This is a genomic window from Pseudomonas sp. B707 (assembly GCF_022496685.1).
Lineage (GTDB): Bacteria > Pseudomonadota > Gammaproteobacteria > Pseudomonadales > Pseudomonadaceae > Aquipseudomonas > Aquipseudomonas paraglycinae.
Genome location: NZ_WTVE01000033.1, coordinates 264660 through 281795, shown reverse-complemented (window position 1 = coordinate 281795; position 17136 = coordinate 264660). Strand labels below are relative to the sequence as shown.

The 17136-nt window shown below is 61.2% G+C and carries 5 protein-coding genes; all 5 read right to left on the bottom strand.

Going from position 1 to position 17136, the window contains the following annotated elements; all coding sequences use genetic code 11:
• Positions 1-4: 4 nt before the first annotated feature.
• Genes GQX66_RS23510 through GQX66_RS23490 form a run of 5 tightly spaced genes read right to left on the bottom strand, consistent with a single transcriptional unit; the run spans position 5 to position 17094 of the window.
• Positions 5-2101: an HlyD family efflux transporter periplasmic adaptor subunit gene (locus tag GQX66_RS23510; RefSeq protein WP_240871791.1), complete on the bottom strand. Its 2097-nt coding sequence runs from the start codon at positions 2099-2101 to the stop codon at positions 5-7.
• The gene (locus tag GQX66_RS23505; RefSeq protein ID WP_178083774.1) at positions 2101-3447 is read right to left on the bottom strand and encodes an HlyD family secretion protein; all 1347 of its coding nucleotides are present in this window, start codon (positions 3445-3447) and stop codon (positions 2101-2103) included. Before GQX66_RS23505 ends, GQX66_RS23510 begins: the two co-directional genes overlap by 1 nt.
• Entirely contained in the window at positions 3444-4217 is a 774-nt protein-coding gene (locus GQX66_RS23500) for an efflux RND transporter periplasmic adaptor subunit (RefSeq protein WP_085745670.1), read from the bottom strand. Before GQX66_RS23500 ends, GQX66_RS23505 begins: the two co-directional genes overlap by 4 nt.
• Positions 4198-5736: a TolC family protein gene (locus GQX66_RS23495; RefSeq protein WP_085745671.1), complete on the bottom strand. Its 1539-nt coding sequence runs from the start codon at positions 5734-5736 to the stop codon at positions 4198-4200. The genes GQX66_RS23500 and GQX66_RS23495 overlap by 20 nt, the downstream gene beginning before the upstream one ends.
• Positions 5737-5787: 51 nt before the next feature.
• Entirely contained in the window at positions 5788-17094 is an 11307-nt protein-coding gene (locus GQX66_RS23490; protein ID WP_240871789.1) for a VCBS domain-containing protein, read from the bottom strand.
• Between the last annotated feature and the right edge of the window lie 42 nt (positions 17095-17136).

Genomic DNA, 17136 nt, shown 5'->3' with positions numbered 1-17136 from the left:
CAAGTCAGAAACCACTTTCGCGCAGCAACACCGCCAGCACATGGGTCGCACCGTCGCCCAGCAAACTGCGCCGTTTGCCCTCGATCTTCAAATGCCCCCGTGTCTCGCGCAGATTCGGCACTGGCTCGTCCAGTTGAATCAACACCTGAAACAGCGCACTGCTGGGAATCAGCGAGTGTTCGGCATTGGTCGTCGGCACCGGGCCGCCGAAGCGTGAAGACAGCATTCGGTGCGCCAACTGACTGGCACGGGTGCTGCCGATCTGCATGACACGACCGAATCGCGGCGTGGTCTGGCCGTCCGGGTAAAAGCGCACGTGATCACCGGTGGATATGCGGTGTACCTGATCCTGTGCAACATACGCGTCGACCTGCCAACTGCGCGGATCGATCAGCATGCCCAGCGGCTCCTGCCTACCGATCCATTGCCCCGGCTTCCAGTCTGGATTGACGTCCAGCCACACGCCGGCAAACGGTGCCTGCAAGTTCAGCCGGGAGATTTCCGAGCGGGCGGCGCGGGCCTCTTCGAATTGCACGTTGAGGCGCTGGCGGGTCACGGCGTCTTCAGCAAGACCACCGGGGTCGGCGATCAGCCCAGACAGCCGAGCCTCGTAGCTACGAGCGCTCGCTTCGCTGGTTTGCAGACGCGAGGCGATGTCCGGCTCATCAAGGGTGATCAGGGTTTCCCCGGCCTTGACCGGGGCGTCCGGGTGAATCGATTGCAGGCGTGCCGGATAGGGCGCATACACACGCAACTGGTGTTCGGCACGGGCCACGCCGACCGCATCGATCTGCGTACGCCAGGGGATCGCCAGAACGACCAGAATCGTCAGCAGCACGGTATAAAACGCCACTTTGCGGCGGTTCGGAATCACCGTGCGGTTTTTCCACCAATGACCCAGCTCGCGCATTACCGGCATCGCGATAAACCACGACAGTTCGACCATGAACAGGAAAATCCCCAAAATCTTGAAGAAAAAAAGATAGACCGCCAGCGCTATCCCCAGAAACAGCATCAGCCGATACAGCCAGGTAATGATCGCGAAGGTCACCAGCAAACGTCGCTGACCGGTCGGAAATGTCTCTGGCCAATCTTCCTGCAAACCCAGCAGATTGCGCCGCAGCGTCACCCGCGCAAGCGCTGAGGCGCGTTCGTGCAGGTTGGGAAAATCCAGCAGGTCGGAGAGGATGAAGTAACCGTCGAAACGCATGAACGGACTGGCATTCAGCGCCAGTGACAGCAGCCAGCTGGTGGTCGCCAGATACAGCAGGGCATTGCGCAACGCGCCGGGATCGCACAACGCCCAACCCAGGGTCGACAACCCGGCCAGCGACAGTTCGGTAATAATCCCCGCCGAAGCAATCGCCAGGCGTTGCCGCGAGCGACCGAGTTTCCAGCTCTCGCCGGTGTCGGTGTAGAGCATCGGCCACATCACCACAAACGCTATGCCCATGTGTCCGACGCGCAGCCCCAGGCGCGTGGCGACCAGGGCATGGCCGAGTTCATGCAGGGTTTTCGCGACGATCAGCGCCAGGGCAAAACTGAACAAGCCTTCGGTGGAAAACGACTCGACCACGGCACTGGTGAACACGTCCCACTGCTGCAACACCAAGATGATCCCGAGCAGGCTCAGGCTCAGCACCGTAATCCCGGTCAGTGGATGAAACAGCCAACCCAGCAACCGCGCCAGGTATTGCAACGGTCGTTGCGGGCGCAGCAGCGGGATGCGGAAAAACAGGTAGTGGTGCAACCACCAGCGCCACGTCAGCCAACCGCCTTCTCCGCTTTTACTCTTCAGCCGCTCCAGCGCGGCAGGGCCGGCGCGCAACAACTGGTGTTGTTCGAGAAACTGGCGGAAGTCGAGCACCTGTTCGACATCCGGTTTCAGCGCAGTGTCCTCAGCGATCTGCTCGCTGATTTTGCGTGGCGACTGGCCCCAGCGCAGCAGGCATTCGAATTCCAGCCAGCCAATCCGGTAGAAGCGGTTGATCACCGTGTCCTGAATCACCCACGCCGGTTCGCCATTGCTGCCATGGGCCGCTTCGCTCAGGCGCAAGTCTTCGCGCAGGGGCGGCACGGGCAGATCGGCCGGATCGAGCATTACCAGCCACTCCAGGCACGTAGCGTCGCCAGCGGTCGGCGCAGCAGGTAATAACCGAGCATCACCCGCCCGCCGTAGATTTTCGCCGTGCCGTGCAGGCCGAGTCGCGCATGTTCCGGTGCGCCGTCGATGCTGGCGAGCAGGCGATAAGCGACCACACCTTCGTCGCTGGGCCGCGCCTGATAACTGGTTTCGAGGATCTGCCCCTTGAGCGGCGTCAGCGGGTACGCGGTGAGGAACAAGGTGACCTCGGCGCCCGGTTCCAAAGCGATCGCATCGGCGACGGCCAATTGAAGGAGCATTGCCGGTTGCGTCGGGTCGGCCACTTGCATGATGCGTTCGCCAGTCACCACCGGTTTGCCCAGCCAGTCGTTGGGGTCGCTGAACACGGCGACACCGCCGCGAGGAGACAGCACTTGCGTACGTTTCAGTTGCGCCTGCACCGCCGCCAGTTCCGCCCGCCGTTGCTGAGCGCGACCGGTCAACAACGTTAGCTCACTCTTGCTTTGCGGGTTGTCGAACGCCCGTTGGCTGGCCGCCTGCAACTCTGCATCGGCGACCGCGACTTCCTTGCCGAGCACTTCGGCGCGGCTGCGAAGGGTGGTTTCATCCAGCGAGAACAGCGCTGTCCCGGCATCGACGGGTTGATTCGGACGCACCTGAATCTTTTCGATCACGCCATCAATCGGCGAGCTGATGATCTGCGCCTGCCGCGAGACGATTTCCGTCGGTGCCAATGCCGTTTGCCGCACCGGCAACAACAGCAGTGCAGCGAGCACAATCGCTACCAGCAGCAGTTGCTTGCGATTCGGCCGCCAGCGACTGAAACGCTTGCGCCGGGTCAGCGCCGACCAGCAATACGCCCACGTCGCCACCAACCCTTTAAGGTGTTGCCACAACACGGCCGGCGGTTCCTGCTCCAGCAAGATGATCAACAGGCCCAATCGTTGATTGTCACGATCCTGCACCGGCACGCACCACAGCCCTGACGGCCACCATTCGTTCCAGCCTTCGGCAATGTCTGCTGGTGGATTGGCGCTGTCCTGAGCGATCCATACCGGCTCGGCGTCTGGCACCCGCGCCGCGACCCAGCGACTGGCGCGGCGCAGCCAGACCAGATACGGCGAATCCTCACTGGGCCGTGACAAGCCCGAGACATTGAGCAATTCCAGTGAGGATTCGCGCTGGGCGAATACCAGGGCCTGATGAAACTGCAGCAGCGGGTAGAGATCGTTGGCCATGCTGAACGCCAGGTTGTTCAGCGAGTCGGCGGCCATGGCTTTGTCTCGCAGCGCGTCGAGTTCGAGCAGCAGGTGAGGGTGCGGCAGCGGCTCATTCATCGTCATGGGCGTGCGTCTTGGTCGAAATGCGCGGTGCCGCTCATGCCAGCCATCAGGTCGGGGTACTTGTTGTCGAGCCGAGCTTCCAGTTCGACGGTTTGCGCCACCGCATCGACCCGAGAGTTGATACCGCTGACATGGGCCGGGTAGGTCTTGCCGGTTTCGTGGATGCTGACTTGCAGCGGCAAGCCGGGTTTGAGGTCTTTGAGCAGATTGGACGGCACGTTCAGGCGCACTTTCAGGGCACCATCGCTCACCAGATCGAACAGCGGCGTGCCCGCCGTGACGGTTTGATACGGTTTCACGTAAACCTTGGCCACACGTCCGGAAAACGGCGCAAGCACTTGGCAGTAACTGCTTTGAGCCGCGCCCATGGCCCGCGCGCCATCGGCCTTCTGCACTTCGGTGTTGGCCATCGAAACTTCGATATCGCCCACCGCGTTGAGCTGGCGCAATTGCTGTTTGGCCTGAAGGTTTTGTTTGGCCATGGCCAGTTCTGCCGCTGCAACTTTCGCGCGCGCTTCGGCCTCGTTGCAATTGAAGCGTGCGAGCAATTCGGCCTTGGCGACCGGTTCACCGAAACCGGCTTTCAATTCGCCCAATGTGCCGGCCATTTGGCTGGACAGGGTGGTTTCCAGTTCGGCGGCAAGCAGTACACGAATCGCACTGGCACTTTCCAGCGCCGGGGCTTGCGCATTGTCTTGAGCGTGGACGGACAGGATGAGACTGGCCAACAACAGGGCCCCAAAACGGGCCTCAAGGGCGATTTTGCGCATTCGGCGATCCTTGCGAAGTGGCAGCGAGCAGACGTTGTTGTTCTTGTTCATTCAAGGTGCGTTGGATTTCCCGGGCCAGTGTCTTGATGTCGTGTTGCGAGATTTCCTTGGGCAATACGTCGAGGCCAACCGAGTTGTACATCCGCCCCCATGCAGCTTGAGCACTGGAGAACGCCGCTTCACGCTGATAACGCGAGAGCAGATAACGGCCTTCAGAGCGGATTACTTCCAGTTCCGAGCCCAAAGCGCCGGTTTTCGCCGCTTGTGCGTAGTCGAGCAGGCTGCGATCGACGCGCAGGCTGTCTTCGGCAAACTCGACTTCCTGACGAGCCAGTTGATAGCGCAAGGTGCCGACGCGCACCTGCGTGAGAATTGCCATCGACAGCGCCACTCGGCGGGTGTCGTCGGTTTCGTTCTGAGATTTTTCTGCGGCGTTCAACGACGGCAATTGCAGCAGCCGAATGAGGTTCATCGACACTTGGAGACCGGTACTCATCCAGTCGTTGTTGTAAAGGTACTTGTTGGAGTCGTACTTGTAGCCAAAATCGACGCTGACGTTGGGCCACAGCTGCGCCTTGGCAATTTCCAGATCCTTTTGGTTAACGCGTTTGCGATACCACTCTTCCATGATTTCCGGGCGGTTTTCCAGCGACAACTGTTCCAGCCGCGCCATGCTCTGGCGAACTTCTGGCAGCGGTGGATCGGGCATGTCGGCGAGGATCATTTTCGAGCCAGGGGGCAGCGACATCAGCGCCGACAGCTCGGCCTGGGCGAATTCCAGATCCTGGCGGCGCACGGTCAGCAGATAGATCGAGTCGAGAAGGGCGCGTTGATAGGCGAGGATTTCCTGGCGCGGCAGCAAACCACGGGTTTCGGCTTCGCGGGCCGAGGTCAGGGCGGTATGGGTGCGCATCAGAAGTTTGTCGACTTCCGGCATCAAACGCTGGGCGCCGAGTGCGCGCCAATAGGCGTTGCGTACGTCCTGCAGAACGTTCTGCGCGACTTTGCGCCGGCGTTCTTCAGCCATCAGGATCTGATCGGATTTCTGTTGTGTGCGGTAATAGGCAACACCGAAATCCAGAAGGCTCCAACTCAAACCCAGGCCATAGACTTCACGATAACGTTCTTCCGAAGTCGATGGGCGCAAGCTGACCTGGCGGTCTTCGATGCCGATCGAGGTGCCACCGGAATCGTTATCACGTCCGGCATACCCGGCCGAGGCGACCAGCCGCGGGAGCATTTCATGGCTGGAGACATCGCGCAGGTCTGAAGCCAATGCGCTTTCCATGAGTTTGAGGCGGTAGTCCAGGTTGTATTTCAGCGCCCGCGCCGCCGCTTCGTAAAAGGTGATCGGCGTGGTTACCGGCTCTTGGCCTGAATACATGCGTGACTGGTCAGCGATGATGCGCTGGCGGTTTTCTTCATCGGTGGAGGGTTTGGGCTCCGTTGAAGAGCAAGCACTGAGCAACAGTGCAGAAGCGATGGCGGTAATGAGAAGCCGGGTCGCATGTATACGCATGTTCATTCCTTTGCATTCTTGGAATTTTTCAGTTCAGCGGCGTTATTGCGGCTAGCGCCGCTGCGCTGCATCACGCAATTGCGCGCTGAAGCCCTTGGCCCGTGGTTTTTCCTGTTGATTTTCAGCGTGTGCCGCACTGTGCGTCATATCCGCCGGGTTCAAGGTGAACAACGACGGATCGCTCAACAGCCCATCGGCACTCAACCCGGTACGGCCTTGACGCCCCTGAATCCACAGAAGATCCAGTTCGCTTTCCAGGCGACTGGTACGCACCGCTTGCTGGACGAATTGCCCCGGCACCAGCCCCAGCCCATTGCCCACCGACTCACTGGTGAACTCACCGACCGCTGCCAGACGCAGGTTGCTGCCATCGACGCCCCAGGCCGACAGCTCGGAGATTTGCGCCTCACGCTCAACCACTGGCGTGACGAAAACCGCCGGTTGTGGATCGGGGATGAGGAAGTTGCGGTTGAGGGTGTTCGGGTCGCGCTCGAAGTTGTTGCCACCCGGCGCCGGAATGAACGGCGTAGCGATGTCGAGGGTGATCGTCAGTTCAGCCTGATCGCTGGCGCCGTTACGGTCATTGATGGTGTAGGTGAACACGTCCCGCAGGATCTGCCCGAGACCGGCGGCGGCCAGCACCGCCGGGTTGTTCTGATCGATGGTGTAGGTGTAGCTGCCGTCGGCGTTCAATACCAGCGTGCCGTAGAGGCCAATGATCGGCTGGCCGATCACACCCGCAGTCCCTGAACCCGCCTCGGCGCCGGTGCGGATCCCGACCACCACCAGGATGTCGTTGCCGTCAACGTCGCGGTCATTGGGCAACACGTTACCGGTGGTTTGCGGGGCAGGAGACTGGTCGCTGGCAAAACCGCTGTCGTTCTGCGCCAGCGGTGCGTCATTGGCGCCTTGAATAACCACGGTCAGCCGCGCATCCGAAGTCGCGCCGGCAGTGTCGACCATGCGATAGGTGAAGGTTTCGCTGAGGGTTTCACCTGCCGTGCGCAACGCCTGCACCACGGGATTATTGTTGTCGATAACGTAGGTGTAGGTGCCATCGGCATTCAGTGTCAGTTGCCCATAGAGGCCGATCAGCATTTGCCCGGCACCTGCTGACTGACCGGCCTGATTGCTGACGCTTTGCACCTGTTTGCTTTCGCCATTGACGACGCTGTCGACGTCGTTGTCGTTGTCCAGCACGTTGCCATTGGCGTTGCTGCCCGGCGTGCCGTTGTTGACACCCCCGGCTTCAACCGCCGTGGCGCTGTCATCAGTGGCGACCGGGGTGTCGTTGCGACCGTCGACAGTGATGCGCAATTCGGCGGTGCTGGTGGCGCCCCAGCGGTCGACGATGGTGTAGGTGAATACTTCATTCAGGGTCTGGCCGCTCTGGCGCAAGGCCTGGACGGCGGCCAGATTGTTGTCGACAGTGTAAGTGTAGCTGCCGTCGGCGTTGATCAGCAGGTCGCCATACAAGCCGCGCAACGACGTGCCGACGCTGCCCACTGTACCGATGTCGCTGACGGTGCCTGTGTGAATGCCGATCACCGACAGCGGATCACTCTCCGCGTCGGTATCGTTGTCCAGCACATTGCCGCCGGGGTTGAGTCCGGGTTGATCGTTGTTGGTGCCACCAGCTTCGATGGCGGTGGCCGTGTCGCCATTGGCCACCGGCGCCAAGTTGCGCCCACGAATGATGATGTGGATTTCCGCCAGATCGTTTTGCCCGCCACGGTCGCTGACCTGATAGGTGAAGCGCTCGTTGAGAAATTGCAGCGGGCCGAGGGCCTGAACCGCGGGATTGCTCGAGTCGAGGTTGTAGGTGAAGCTGCCATCGGCGCCGATGATCAATTGCCCGTAAAGGCCATTGATCAGTGTGCCGTTGCTGTTGTCGGTACCGGCCGTGACCCCGGTCAGACTGCCGCCAGCGTCTTCCGTGCCGAAACGAATGCCGGTGACCGTCTTGCTGTCCCCCTGGTCAACGTCGGTGTCATTGGGCAGCACGTTGCCGCTAGGGTTGACGCCGTTGCCCTTGCCGTTATCTGCCACGGCCAGGACGGTATCGTTGGCCGCGACCGGCGCATCCCAGGCACCGTCGATTCGGATGCTCAGTTGCGCGGTGTCGGTGGCCCCGGCGATGTCGCGCAGGCGGTAGGTGAAGGTTTCCACCAGCGAATCGCCGAGCTTCAGCGCCTGCACTGCCGCGAGGTTGTTATTGACCACGTAGTTGTAAGTGCCGTCGGTATTGAGGGTGAGGGTGCCGTACAAACCGTTGAAGGTTTGCGCGCCGACGACGTTGATAAAGGCGCCACCCGCCGCTTCGTTGCCCGTGCGGATACCGGTGACCAGTTTGGCGTCGTTGGCATCGACATCGTTGTCGTTGTTCAGCACATTTCCGCTTGGATTGACCCCGGGCGTGCCGTTGAACGTTCCACCGGCCTCGACCGCCACCGCGCTGTCGTCACTGGCGATCGGATTGTCGTTGGCCCCGCGCACGGTGATGGTCAGCGTCGCGCTGCTGGTGGCGCCGGCCAGGTCGCGGATCCGATAGGTAAAGGTTTCCGTGAGGGTGTCGGCATTGCTGCGCAGTGCCTGGACCTGCGGATTGAGGTTGTCGACCACGTAGCTGTAACTGCCATCGGCATTCAGGGTTAGAACGCCATAGGTGCCATTGAAACCGCTACCGATCAGGCCCACCGACGAGCCCTGACTGACGCCGATGACACTAAGCACTTCGCCGTTGCCGTCGACATCGCTGTCATTGCTCAACACATTGCCGGTCGGATCAGTACCCGGCGTAGTGTTGTTCAAGCCTCCGGCCTCAACAGCAGTGTTGCTGTCGTTCTGGGCGATCGGGGTGTCATTGCGCCCCTGAATCGTGATGTTCAGCGTCGCGCGATCGCTTGCGCCGGCGGCGTCGATCACCTCGTAGCTGAACGCATCGAGCAACGTATCGCCGGCGCGCAAGGCCTGCACGGCGGCCATGCTGTTGTCGAGGCGATAGCTGTAGCTGCCGTCGGCATTCAGTGTCAGCCAGCCGTATGTACCGCGCAGCTCAGTGCCCAAAGTGCCGGCAGTTCCGGTGCCGGACTCTGTACCGGTGCGCACCGAGGACACAGCGCGGGTTTCACCATAATCGTAATTGGGCAGGTCGCCGGGTACTTCGCCGCCGTCGACGTCGCTGTCGTTATCCAGCACGTTACCAGCAGGATCCTGACCGGGCTGGCTGTTGTTCAAACCACCGGCCTCAATGGCCACGCCTGAGTCGTCGTTGGCCCGTGGGTTGTCGTTCTGCCCGCGAATCAGCACGATGATTTCCGCGGTGTCGGTTTCTGGAGTGGCGCCGACGCCATCGCTGACGGTGTAGGTGAAACGCTCGGAAAGCAGATCCACGCTGCGGCGCAGGGCCTGAACGTCAGGGTTGCTGTTGTCGACCTCATAGACATAACTGCCGTCGGGGAAAATCGTCAGCGTGCCGTACAGTCCGGCAATCACCGTACCGCCGACATTTACCGCGATCGGTGTTCCCGGATCGCCGCTCGCTCCGGACTTGATCAGCGTGACTGTCAAAGGGTCGCCATCGGGATCGGTGTCATTGGCCGTGACGTCGCCCGAAGGATTGACGCCCGGCGTCAGGTTGTTGATCCCGCCGGCTTCAGTGGCGATAGCGACGACGTTTTGCGCCACCGGTGGATCGTTGACGCCGTGCACGGTAATCACCAGTTGCGCGGTGTCGGTCAGGCCGGTGGTGTCGGTCACGCGGTAAGTGAAAAACTCGGTCAAAGTCTGCCCCGGCGCCAAGGCCTGGACCGCCGAATTGGTGCTATCGACGTCATAGAAAAACGAGCCATCTGCGCCGATGCGCAAGGTGCCGTAGAGGCCGACCACCACGGTGCCGTTGGCTGAGGTGGTACCGGTGGCCACGCCACTGAGCACGTCGACGGCCGGGTTGTAACTGGCTTCGCTTTTGTTGATTACACCATTGACCTGCAATTGGCTGCTCGGCTGGTCATTGGTGTCGACGTCCTGATCGACACCATTGCCACCGGGTTGGGTGATTGGCCCGGGGCGGCTGGGGAACTGAATCACGTTGCCGCTCGGATTGCTTTCCGAGGCGTTGCCATTAGTCGACGCGGCTTGTGCTGACGCCGCATCATCGCTGGCCACCGGGTTGTCGTTGGCGCCCTGGATGACGATGCGCAATTGCGCGACATCATCCAGACCGCCGGTATCGGTCAGGCGATAGCTGAAGAACTCGACCAATTGTTGACCGGCGCTGAGCCGCTGAACTGTTGCATTGCTGTTGTTGACCACATAGCTGTAGGTGCCATCGGGATTTATGGTCAAGGTGCCGTAGAGCCCGGCAATGGCCGTTGCGCCGCTGACGGCAGTGAAATTGCCGGCGCCGGCTTCGGCGACCGCTCGGATACCGGTCACGGTGCGGGTTTCCCCGTTGGCCGCGCTGTCGACGTCCTGATCATTACTCAACACATTACCGGTGGCATCGCTGCCCGGCGTGCCGTTGTTGACCCCACCGGCCTCGATGGCCACTTCGTCATCGTCAATACCCTGCGGCGTGTCGTTGGCACCTTGAAGGGTGACGGTCAGTGTTGCTGTCGAAGTCGCCCCGGCAAGGTCCGCGAGGACGTAATTGAAGTTGTCCTGCAAGGTCTGGCCCGACACGCGCAAGGCCTGCACGGTTGCGTTGTTGTTATCGACGACATATTGATAAGAGCCGTTGCTGCCAATCACCAACTGACCGTACAGGCCATTGATCACGGTGACGCCGAGTACTGGCGTCTGAATGCCGGCGCCAGGGCCGACCGACACCACATGCAGTTGATCGGCGTTGGTGGCGATGTCAACGTCGGTGTCGTTGCTCAGCACATTGCCGCGTGGGTCGATACCGGCGGAGGCGTTGTTGGTGCCGCCAGCCTCCAACGCCGTGGCGCTGTCGTTGACACCCACTGGGTTGTCATTCACCGCGTCGAGGATGATTTGCAGGCTGTCAGTGTCCGTCAGCGCATCTCCGGCCGTACCCGGGAGACCGTCGCCGTCGGCATCGCCGTAGTTGCCACGATCGTTGGTCAGCACGGTCAGGGTGTCGGTGCCATTGAAGTCGGTATTGCCCAGATAACGCAGGCTAGCGAGCGCGGTGTTGATGTCGGCGAGGTTGCCGGTCAGGGTCATGCTCGCGGTATTAGACCCGCTGACCGTGACACCCGGCACGGTCGCGCCGAGGAACAGTGTCCCGTGAGTGACCGTGAGAATAACGCTGATGGCGCGGTCGTTGACGTTCGGATCACGGTTGGCATCAGGATCAGCGACGCTGATACCGCCGATAGCCAGCACCACATCTTCCTGGCCATTTTGTGTGCCGGGGAGGGTGTTGACCGGGGCGTCGTTCTGTTCGACGTAACCGGCATTGGCGCTTTGCGTATCGGCGTCGCCCAACGTGATAGTGATCTGGCCAAGGGTGCCGGCATCACTGTCAACCCGTACGCGCAGATCACCCACCGGTTGCGGATAACTGACCAGCCCCGCCGGCACGTCAATACGAAACACGCCCAGCGGCAAGACGCCGAAGTGGTACTGACCGTTGGCATCGGTCGTGGTGCTGAATTGCAGGTTGTCGGCGCTGGTGTCGAGGCGTCCGTCGGCCCCGGCCCAGGTCAGGGTCACGGTTTGCCCGGCCAGACCGGGGCCGTCTGGCGTAGCGCTGGCAGTTGGACTGGTAGTGTCGTTCCACAGGGTGCCGGTGATCACGCCGAGACCGGCGGTGTCGCGCAAAATGTACTGGTTCGGGCCGACGGCGCTGCCATCGCGTTCACCGGTGGTGGTGCCATCGACCCCGACGCTGTTGCCGCCCCAACTGGTGAAGTCTTCAGGCAGGCTGCTCCAGGTCAATGTCGCATTGCTGCTGGCGACAATGCTCGAGTTCGGCAGATCGACCGAATAGCGCACCTGAATCTGCGCGCCGACATCCAATTGATCGAAGTTGACGCTCAAACCGCCGCTGGTACTGAAGCTGATCCCCGCCGGCAGGTTGCCCGGGCCGTAACTGACGCCGTTGATGCTGACGCTGAGCAAGGTGTAATTGCTGCCGCCGGCAAAGCCGTCGCTGACGCGCGCATCGAACGCCGGCAGACCACCGTTCTGGATAAAGCTCAGTTGCACGGTAGCGTTGCCGGTGCTTCCGGCGGGATTGGGGTTGAACGCGACAATCTGCTTGTCGAGGCCGCTGAAGCTCGGCTCGACCACACGTTCGAACACCGTGTCACTCACCGCACGCCCGGCACCGTTGACGATTTCCCTTGCAGTCACCGCCAGTTGCGCGCCGGCAATGTTGGCGGCGATGTTGGTTACGCGCACGTTGAATTCGATCGAGATGCCTTCCAGATCATCGTCGTTTCCATTTCCGTTGACCACGTTACCGAGATTGAAAGTCACTACCTGGGTGCCATCGGGGTTGGTGACGACGGACAGCCGGCTCGGGTCGAAAATGCCTTGCGGCGCCAGACCTGACAGGTCGGCGGTGATCGGCAGGGCTTCGGGGCTGTTTTCGTTGCCGTCGATGTTCAGCGTGCCACCGACGATCAGGTTGGCATCACTGATCAGCCCTCCGTTGGAGATGAACGCGATGCGCAAGGCATTGACCAGCGCGTCCGGCGAGATGAACTGCAAGCCGTTGGCCAGGGTGATCTGCACTTGATAGTTGGGGTTGTTGCCTTCTGGCACCAGCACCACCACGCGGTAGCGGATCACTTCGCCGACGGTCACCTGTTCGATGGCAGCGGTGGTGGGCGAGGGCGCGGCGGTGTCTGGCAAACCGCCGACACGGGAGATCTGAATGGCCTGCGCCACGGGAATCAGCAGAGTCGACAGGTTGCGGTAATCATTGAGGGTGCCGCCATTGAGCGCGCCGTCGACGCCGGTTCGTTCGCCACTATTGCCACCGTCGAGGCTGGTCCATTGCACGCTCGCCACGTTGGCAATATTCGACAGGGCCGCAGCGCTGGCGTTGACGATGCCGCTAAGCTGCAAAACGATGCTGCCGCCCTTGGCAATATCGATATTGGCGCCGCTGGCGGTGCGCAACTGGCCGCCGACGATTTCGAAGGCAACACCGCCGTTGTTGGTCGCACCGTTCTGATACAGCACGCCGACCAGCGTGACGTTGCTGAGTTGGGTCGGCAGGGTGTCGAGGAAAGTGATGTCGAACGCACTGAAGTCGGTGCTGCCGTTGCCGTTGCTAAGGGTGATATTGAAAGTCACCGTATCGCCCTGGTCATAACCGCCCAGACCCGAAGTCGAGGTGATGACCTGATTGATCTGCAGTATCGGTTCGCGCAGGGTCACGGTGGGCTGACCGCCGCTCAGGGCAACGTTGCGGTCCAGCGCGACGGTACCGTTTGGCGTGTCACCATCCGGGTCACTGAAAATCAGTTGTGCGTTGTTCTGCAGTGAGACGTTGGCCTGGTTGGCAATGACGTTGCTGGCCACCAGTTGCAGACGAATCACGAAGGTGTTGTTACCGGTCTGGTTGTCCGCTGACACGCTCGAGACGCTGAAGGTCCAACGCCCATCCACACCGTCGCCCCCCAGTGCGCCGCCAATCCCGGCGAAACCGCTAACCAGTACGCTTCCAGCGAAATCCGCGCCGAGAGCGCCACTGCCGGCGCGGGTGGTGATGATCTGATAGCCGAGGCCACCGTTGAAACTGGTGTCCAGACGCATCCCCGGCGGGATCAGGTCTTCGATGCGCAGGTTTTGTGTGGTCCCTTCGGGCAAGGTGATCACGATGTCGTAGCGCATGCTTTCGCCGACCACCAGATCGCTGCCGTTGGTGTGACTGGCGCTGGAGTCGCCATTGTCCAGTGTACCGTCGGCAAAGACCTTGCTAATGACCGGCGCGGCAATCTGCTGGCTGGCCAGGTCTGTGAGGTCGGTGGGGGTGAAATCGCTGCCGCCGTTGACGCTGGCGTAATTGCTCAGAGTGGCGGTGGATTGCAGGCTACGGCTGGCCTCGATCGTCGCACTGACCACTACGTCATAACTGATTATCACAACGTTGGCACCGCTGGTATCGGCTGCCGTACCGCTGCGCCCTGCCAACAGACTGGCTTGGCCGCCGGCGTCAAGGAAGGTGATCTGATTGCCGCTGACGCTGTAGTCGGTACCGAGCACCAACAAGGTGCCGTCGCCGCGATAAATCTGCAGGTTGGCCGCCGCCAGACTGCCACCGACGAAGCTCAAGCCAGAGGGCAGGGTGATGCTGGTGCTGACGTCAAACGCGCCGCCACCACCGCTGTTCTCAATGGCCGTGACCAAACGCAAACGGTCGGCGCCGTCGATATTGCTGATGTTGCCGTCGACTGCCGAGAGGTCGGTGACACTGCCGTTGAACGGTTTGCCCGCGGTCCCTGGTGGATTCCAGCTACCGGAAGTACCGGTCACCGTGCCGTTGGAGCCGGACACCACGCCGTGCTTGATATTGAGCACCGGTTCGGCGACCGACACGATCGCAACGACGTCAGAGGAAATCAGCGTGCGGTCGGTGAGGGTGGTCTGCTGGCTCGATTGCGCGAGGACGTCAAGCGAACGCTGGTCGGCAAACGGCTGGTCCCCGACCCTGACCGTGAAGCGAATAACGATGCGGCTGCCGGTGGTGGTGTTGGTGGCAAAGCTGCCGAAATCGAACACCACCGAATTGCCGTCGGCGCTGGTGACGCTGACCACGCCACCGGCATTGGTATTGCCTGCGCCCAGCTCCCATTGGCCGACATCACTGCCCGAGCCCCAGGTAATCGCGCTGACGTTGAATAACGGCAGCGGCAGGTACGCGGTGAGTTTGAACTGCTCGTAATCGCCGGTGACCAGGTCGTAACTCAGCTCGAAGGTCACTTCATCGCCGGGGCGCAGTTCTCCGTTGCCCGGCGGTGCGCCGTTATTGACCTCGACCAGACTGATATCGACATTGCTGGTGGGAATAACGCTGGTGGTGGCGGAGCCGTCGGTTTCACTCTCGCCCGTCAGGTTGAAACGATCGACCAATAGCGTGCCGTCCACGGTAGCGGTGTTGCCCAGTTCGTCACCTTCGTTGATGTCCGGATGCGGGTTGCCTGAAGGCGGCTTGTAGGTCTGGCCGACGACGGCGGAATAGCTCAACACCGCAACCACGGCGCCCTGCAACGTGTCGTCAAAGGCCAGGTCACCGTTGAGCCAGCCGCGAATGTTGTTGAATGCATTACGCAGCGACTGGGCAATGTCGAACACCATTGACGTGCTGCCATCGGCGTTGTTCACCACGCTGGTGACCAGAGTAATGGTCTGCGCGACGCCGTTGATGGTCACCGTCAGGGTCGGCGTGCCGCTGAAGATCTGACCATCGCTGAGCTGGTCGCGGATGACCAGTTGGCCCTCATTGAAAAAGTCCTTGCCGAAGGCAAAGTAGTCGGAAATTGCCAGGTTCAGGGTGTATTGCAGGGTGTCGCCGGGGCTGATGCCGCTGTGGCCGATGTCGGTCTGCATCGTCGCGGTTTTCAGCAGCGTGATCGATTTGGCGATGAATTGCGTGCCTTGGCCGGTGCCGCTGAAATCAATGGTGGTGTTCGGCGCGGTGAGGTCGCGCGGATCCAGTGGCACCCATTGCCCGGAAGCGGTCGGCGGGCCAAGCGTTACGGTCACGGCGTCACCGGTCACCGGGTTGATCACGGGCTGGCCGTTGGCGTCGACTTCAGGGACGTAGAACGCAACCACGGTGTCGGTCTTGCCAGAAAGGCTGGCGTACTCGACGGTGAACGAATTGATATAAACGTCGTTGGCCGCAATCAGCACAGCGATTTGCGCCGCATTGGTCACCACAGTGCCGTCGTGCAGTGTGATCGAGGTCAGCCGGCCTCCAGCGCCGGGGGTAATCGAGTTGACCTGAATATTGTCTGGCAGGGGCTGAGTAACGACGACGTTGGTCAGCGTCTGGCCGGGCGCGGGCGTCGCCGACAGGGTTAGCGTCCGCACATAGTTGGGGCCGGTGGCAGTTTCACCTTCTGGAGTATTGATGGTTTCGCTGACGGTGATCACCGTCGGGTGCACGACGAAGGCAGCGGTGCCGGCCTGGATCAGGCTCGGATCATTGGTCGGGTTGTCCAGCGCGTCATTACCGAATTCGAAGCCGCCACTGGCGCGAATGGTCAGGTCAGGCGAACCGTTGGAAAACGCCGTGTCGGCAAGATTGCTCAAGCTGGCGGTAACCTGCACACCGATCACCGGCTGCTGGTTGGTGACGCTGGCGAAGGGCAACTCGATCACCACCAGTTTGTCGCCGGCGCGCATGCCGTAGGTGGCAGCGTTGATGATCAGGAGGTTGCCATTGGCGTCTTTCGCCAAGGGATGCGTAGCGTTGCCGTTGGCGTCGAACGTCACCACGTGACTGATCAGGTTTTGCCCCAGGTAGGTGGCTGAAATGAAATTGATGCCGTCGTCGCCATCCTTGCCGGTGACCGGTATCGCCAGATTGATGAATGGCGCGTAACCCACCTGGGTCGAGGTGTTGCTGAAGTTCACGGTAAAAGTGAAGCGGTCACCGAGCAGCACATCGCTGCCACCCGTGGACACCGTGGCGGTCGGTGCCGCATCGGCCAGCAAGCCGTCGAAATGGGCCATGGCGAGGCTGCTGATAGCAATGCTCTTATCGAGGTCACCAACCCGGGTTTCCAGGGTCCAGTCACCGCCGGACTTGCTGCTGCCGGTGTCGTTGCTGGAGGCGCCGACATCGGCGCCAGTCCAGCGCGCCAGCTCGCTGACCAGGGTTTGCCCGGCCGCACCGGCGCCCACATCGCAACCATAGAGCTGAATGTCCGCACCTTGGGTCAGATTGTTACGCCACTGTTCGAGGGTCTTGCCCAGCGAGTCGATGTTGTCTGAGGTGACGGTGCGGTTACCCAAGGTGAATTGTCCGGCGCCGCCATGGGACATGATCTGGATCGAATCGACCTTGCCCAGTTGTGCCAATGCCGCAGAGATCGCCGCCAGACCGTCTTCGCCGACATTCACCACAATCGCTGTGACATTGTCCGGCAACTGCGCGACCAGTTGATCCCTATTTTCAATGCGGCTGTCGATCACCAACAAACTGCGCGCCGCAGACGGTGCTTGCTCGGTATCGGCCCGGCCTTCAGTGGGCGTTGCGTGAGGGACTTGAGCCTCTACCGCAGCCGGCTGGGCGGCAGGATCAGTGTGATGCTGCTCGACCGTCGCTGAGGCTGCAGCACCATCGAACAGGATCCTTGGCTCCAAAGCCAACGACTGACGCTGCGGACGCAGGTGTGCGCCGTAAAATACACCCCGTGAACCATTCATGATCGGCCCTCGTACTACGTGCTGAATCATTCCATTGAATGC

Coding starts and splice junctions, on each gene's coding strand:
- GQX66_RS23510 (WP_240871791.1), bottom strand. CDS start 2,101: ATGCTCGATCCGGCCGATCTGCCCGTGCCGCCCCTGCGCGAAGACTTG.
- GQX66_RS23505 (WP_178083774.1), bottom strand. CDS start 3,447: ATGACGATGAATGAGCCGCTGCCGCACCCTCACCTGCTGCTCGAACTC.
- GQX66_RS23500 (WP_085745670.1), bottom strand. CDS start 4,217: ATGCGCAAAATCGCCCTTGAGGCCCGTTTTGGGGCCCTGTTGTTGGCC.
- GQX66_RS23495 (WP_085745671.1), bottom strand. CDS start 5,736: ATGCGTATACATGCGACCCGGCTTCTCATTACCGCCATCGCTTCTGCA.
- GQX66_RS23490 (WP_240871789.1), bottom strand. CDS start 17,094: ATGAATGGTTCACGGGGTGTATTTTACGGCGCACACCTGCGTCCGCAG.